This window comes from Tateyamaria sp. syn59, assembly GCF_007995245.1.
In the GTDB taxonomy this organism is placed as follows: domain Bacteria; phylum Pseudomonadota; class Alphaproteobacteria; order Rhodobacterales; family Rhodobacteraceae; genus Tateyamaria.
This window is the reverse complement of the sequence record NZ_VCBA01000033.1, coordinates 1-2,073: the sequence shown is the minus strand read 5'-3', so window position 1 is coordinate 2,073 and position 2,073 is coordinate 1. Positions and strand designations below refer to the sequence as shown.

Below are 2,073 nucleotides of genomic sequence, written 5' to 3'. Positions count from 1 at the left end.
GATGGTGGCGAGCCAGGAGATGGTGCAGGCCAAGCCCGGCGTGCGCGAGCGCGCGGAGCTGGGCTTCGAGCAGGCCGACACGGCAGTGCAGCTGGCCGGGCGCGATCCCTACTGGATGGCCGAGGCGGCGAAGATGGTCGCCGACAACGGCGCGAAGATCATCGACATCAACATGGGCTGTCCGGCCAAGAAGGTGACCGGCGGGTTGTCGGGCTCGGCGCTGATGAAGACGCCGGACCACGCGCTGCGGCTGATCGAGGCGGTGGTCGGCGCGACAGGTCTGCCGGTGACGCTGAAGACCCGTCTGGGCTGGGACGACGACCTGCTGAACGCGCCCGAGATCGCGCGGCGGGCCGAGGGGGCGGGGGTGCGGATGGTGACGATCCACGGCCGCACCCGCTGCCAGTTCTACAAAGGGTCCGCCGACTGGGCCGCGATCCGCCGGGTGCGCGAGGCGGTCTCGATCCCGGTGGTGGCCAATGGCGACATCGTCGACGGCGCGACAGCGAAGCAGGCGCTCGACCTGTCCGGGGCCGACGCTGTGATGGTCGGGCGCGGCGCGCAGGGGAGGCCGTGGCAGCCGGCGCTGATCGCCGCCGCGCTGACCAGGCAGGCGGCCCCGGAGATCCCGCAAGGCGCGGCATTTCTCGACATGGTGTCAGGACATTACGAGGCGATGCTGAGCTTCTATGGCGCCGAACTCGGCGGCCGCGTCGCGCGCAAGCATCTCGGCTGGTACATGGACGAGGCGGCCACGCCCGACGCGCTGCGGCGCGAGGTGCTGACCGCCACGCCCGAGCGCGTTCCGGAACTGCTGCCGCTGGCGCTCGACGGCGCGAGGCTCGCGGCATGATCGGCGACGCGGCGCTGTGGAACTCGTTGCCGGTGCCGGCGCTGCTGCTCGGGCCCGACGACGCGATCCTCGACGCCAACTCGGCCGCCGAGCTGTTTCTCAACCTGTCGCAGAAGGCGCTGGTCGGCGCACCGGTCTGGGACAAGATCGGCATCGACGCGCCGCTGGAGGGCGCCTTCGACCGCGCCCGCGCACAGGCCAGCCCGCTCTTCGTCAACGATGTCGATGTCGGCTCGGGCGAGCGCGCCCCGGTGCAGTGCAACGTCCAGTTCGCACCGCTCTCGGGCAGCGAGGGCCGGATGCTGATGCTGATTTCGCCGCGCGAGATGGCGGGCCGGATGGGCCAGCACAGCGCCTCCGGCAAGGCGGCGCGCTCGGCGATCGGCATGGCCGAGATGCTGGCGCACGAGATCAAGAACCCGCTCGCCGGGATCACCGGCGCGGCGCAACTGCTGTCGATGAACCTTTCGGCCGAGGATCGCGAGCTGACCGACCTGATCGTCGAGGAGAGCCGACGCATCGTGAAGCTGCTGGAACAGGTCGAGCAGTTCGGCAACCTGCGCCCGCCGGCGCGGCGCGCGGTGAACCTGCACGACGTGCTCGACCGGGCGCGGCAGTCGGCCGCCGTGGGCTTCGGCGCGCGGATGAGCTTCGTCGAGGATTACGACCCCTCGCTGCCGCGTGCGCTGGCCGATGGCGACCAGCTGCTGCAGGTGGTTCTCAACCTGCTGAAGAACGCCTCCGAGGCCTGCGGACCGGGCGGCACGATCCGGCTGAGGAGCTTCTACGAGCCCTCGCTGCGCGCCCGCCAGCCCGATGGCAGCCAGGCGCTGCTGCCGCTGCAGATCGAGGTGCAGGATGACGGGCCGGGCCTGCCGCCCGACATCGCCGCCGAGGTGTTCGAGCCCTTCGTGTCCGGCCGCGAGAACGGCACCGGCCTCGGGCTGGCGCTGGTCTCGAAGCTGGTGAGCGAGAATGGCGGCCGGATCTCGGTCGATTCCGTGCCCGGCCGCACCGTGTTCCGGCTGTCCTTGCCGCGCGCCCCCGAACCCGCAGGAGAAAACTGATGGACGGCACGATCCTTGTCGCCGACGACGACCGCACGATCCGCACCGTGCTGACCCAGGCGCTGACCCGCGCCGGCTGCAAGGTGCACGCGACCGCTTCGCTGGTGACGCTGATGCGCTGGGTCGAGGAGGGCAAGGGCGACCTGGTGATCT

General features: G+C 71.1%; 3 protein-coding genes. All 3 read left to right on the top strand.

The annotated features are described in order from the left end of the window. On the top strand, window positions 1-853 hold an 853-nt coding region (locus FD715_RS21970), incomplete at its 5' end, for a tRNA-dihydrouridine synthase (protein ID WP_147115294.1). After that, entirely contained in the window at window positions 850-1,920 is a 1,071-nt protein-coding gene (locus FD715_RS21965) for a nitrogen regulation protein NR(II) (protein WP_147115291.1), read from the top strand. The genes FD715_RS21970 and FD715_RS21965, both read left to right, overlap by 4 nt. After that, window positions 1,920-2,073, top strand: a 154-nt coding sequence (locus FD715_RS21960) for a response regulator (RefSeq protein WP_370455448.1), incomplete at its 3' end; no start/stop codon positions are given. The genes FD715_RS21965 and FD715_RS21960, both read left to right, overlap by 1 nt.